General features: G+C 35.5%; 3 protein-coding genes. 1 reads left to right on the plus strand and 2 read right to left on the minus strand.

Going from position 1 to position 2,851, the window contains the following annotated elements:
• Positions 1-701: 701 nt before the first annotated feature.
• Positions 702-1,073 carry a hypothetical protein gene (locus AC3Z9T_RS21305; RefSeq protein ID WP_196545316.1) on the minus strand — a complete coding sequence of 124 codons (372 nt, stop codon included), beginning with the start codon at positions 1,071-1,073 and terminating at the stop codon, positions 702-704.
• A 109-nt stretch (positions 1,074-1,182) separates the two neighbouring features.
• Between AC3Z9T_RS21305 and AC3Z9T_RS21310 the strand changes: the two genes are divergently transcribed.
• Positions 1,183-1,686, plus strand: a complete 504-nt coding sequence (locus AC3Z9T_RS21310) for a hypothetical protein (RefSeq protein ID WP_490128053.1) — start codon at positions 1,183-1,185, stop codon at positions 1,684-1,686.
• 16 nt (positions 1,687-1,702) lie between these two features.
• Here the strand turns inward: AC3Z9T_RS21310 and AC3Z9T_RS21315 are convergent, their stop codons facing one another.
• Entirely contained in the window at positions 1,703-2,464 is a 762-nt protein-coding gene (locus tag AC3Z9T_RS21315; RefSeq protein WP_369119697.1) for a replication initiation protein, read from the minus strand.
• Positions 2,465-2,851 lie beyond the last annotated feature (387 nt).

The raw sequence follows: 2,851 nt of genomic DNA on the forward strand, positions 1-2,851 counted from the left end.
ACCTAATATTAATCTTGGAAATCATGTAAGGAGCCAATTATGGCTAAGACAAAAACGTCTCAAAGCGGTGTTCAACAGAAAAAGATCGTACCTGTTGATGGTTATAAAAAAGCTGACGGTACAGTAGTAAAACCACATCGTCGCTCTACACCAAACTGATAGTTTTAGTATGAACAAAGCACGACTTGCAGGTCGTGCTTTTTTTTTATTAAACACTAGGCAGCTCAGTAAGTATAGCAAAAAATTAACGTTTATAGTTAGTTAGCTCATATTGAGAATTTACTCACATTTTATAAATAACGTTAATTCGCAACGGAAAGCCTCATAGCGACGAGATAACAAATAAAAACACGCCAACCAACACAAACCTACAAAAATCGCTCACAGGCTCATACAGAGCCTTATATGGGCAAAAATGAAATGCATCTTAGCCACGACCTCATTAATAAACCCGATCATCAAAGCAAAACATGTCTATAAGGTGATGCTTCACTTTGTGAAGGCATCACCTATGCCTAGTTTTTAACAGGGAAAGGGGTCAATGGTTCGCTTCGCCATTTTTTCACTCGTTCGCACTCGCACAGCTCGTTTACGCTGCGACTTCAAAAATGCCATTGACCCATCAATAACGGTATTCAGGGTTTAAATTTATTTAAATTCAGAATGCCGTTTAACAAACGAAGTGCGTTAGTAACATCCGACTATTTCATAATCTGCTGAAAAATTAATGATCCAGACATAGCGCCATGATAAAAAGCAATGAATGTTACAAATACAAATGCCACAGCAAGTACGGCTCTAATAAACCCATTAAATGATGGTTCTATCTTTGCCACGATCAAAATATCGAACACAGTTATAACCAAATAAACAAGCATGATGATAAACAAGAAATTCAGTTGAAAAGAACTGTCACCATATTTCTTGATAAGAAGCATTCCCAAAAATGAAACAAGAGTAGTTATAACCAGAAAAGTAGCAACGATAGATGACATTTTCCTAACGCATAGCGTCAATAAAACAGTATTTTTTTTCATTTTACCCTCAGTTGAATCAGCGGCACGAGTGACCACCTTTAAGAACACCAACTATGATTTTATAGCTTTGCAGGATAGGGATAAATAAGATAATGTAGCTACATTATCTTATTTATCCCCCTGAACTTGCAGTTGGCTGTCAAAGATGAAAAAACAAAAGACGATTACAAAGAGAGTACGTGTTGATTCTGATTTAAATGAACTCATTGATTCACTATGTAGTGAAAAAAATGTGACTTTTTCTGAGTTTGTTCGAGGTTTGATATTGAGTGAACTTCATAATCCTGGTTGCAATGTAACTGAATCCAATAAAACCAAAGGTAACAGGAAAAAAGTAACTTTTTTAGTTAACGAAGATGACTACAACCGGCTTTCTGCTATCAGTAGTAGCAAGGGTTGTAATCTATCTACAGAATTACGTTTTAGGCTCGCTAGTAGCCTGTCAGACGCCACCTTTGATACCATTGAACTTAATGAAATAAGTAGGGCGAGAATTGATATCTCACGGATTGGTGGGTTACTGAAATATGCGGCATCAAAGAATTTGTTATTACAGGATGATGTGTCTCAAAAGACATTAGATGAAATAGAGCACTTAAAGAAAGCCCTTTTAACTCTATTTAAAAAGGCATCCAATCGCGTATTTTGAATTATATATCATCTGGTTAGTCTATATTAATTCGATCTCTCTTTTTGAACGAAAAATCTAACATATCTACTTTTCGTCCTTTTTTGGTAAAAGTCCATTTTATATCCCAACCATCTTTTTCCGATAATTCTTTGATGGCGGGCTCTATAACTTTTGTTCTTAGTACAGCAAATGATCGTCTGTAGCTAGGCGGCGATTCCATTGCATGATGAAACTTATCTACGCTAATCCGCAACCAACCACTATTATCTTTATTTGTGTTCATTTGCTCGATCAATTCCAATAATCGCCATGAATGCATTGAACGCAATGCCCAAGATTGTTGTAATTTGTACTTCGTAAAATTTTCTTTCAAATCAAATATATAAGGTAATACTTCAGGGGCGAAATTGATTATCACATAACCATCACCATTTTGATAAGCGAATGAGCTTATCCATCTGATTTTGTAGTGTTCTTTTTTTCCGTCATTTTGAATTTCAAGAGAAAGGTATCTATTCCAGAAGTTTTCTGATGCTCCCTTTAGTTGTTCATAGGACTGATTCAGTGGCAACCCAAATGTTTTTGAATATTCTTGGGCTGTTATTTTTATAGGATCTAGTGCTTTTTCAATTTTAGCTATGGCGCAAAACGCTATTCGTTTTTCAGCTAACGTCAATCCTTGAGCCGCTCTAACAATCGCGTTGCTAATTACTACACTCTTGTTTCTAAGGCTTCTCTCATAGGCTAGATGAACGTAATTTACGTCCGTTTCCTTCATGTCTTTAAGTTCGCTCATAAAACACCCTTAATGTTACTACTTCCGATCCTTAATGTTACCACGTTTTTTATAGTAACACTTATTTGTGGATTATAGTCGGAAAAGGTGACATTTATAGTCGGAAAAGGTGACATTTATAGTCGGAAAAGGTGACATTTATAGTCGGAAAAGGTAACACTAATGTGGTGTATCTTGCTGATTTTAAATGTGAATTCAGACCCTAAAAAGGTATTAAAAAAGAATAAAAAAGTATTTAAAAAGCGAAAATTTTGGCAAATTTGTGGATAACTATTTTTGCGCGTAAAAACACCAGAAAACCATACATTTAGTGGTTGCTGTTAGCTGGAATACTATATATAGTCACAGTGTGTTTAGGCACAAAAACAAAGGTGATATTGCAGTATC

The organism is Providencia sp. 6390 (assembly GCF_058148425.1).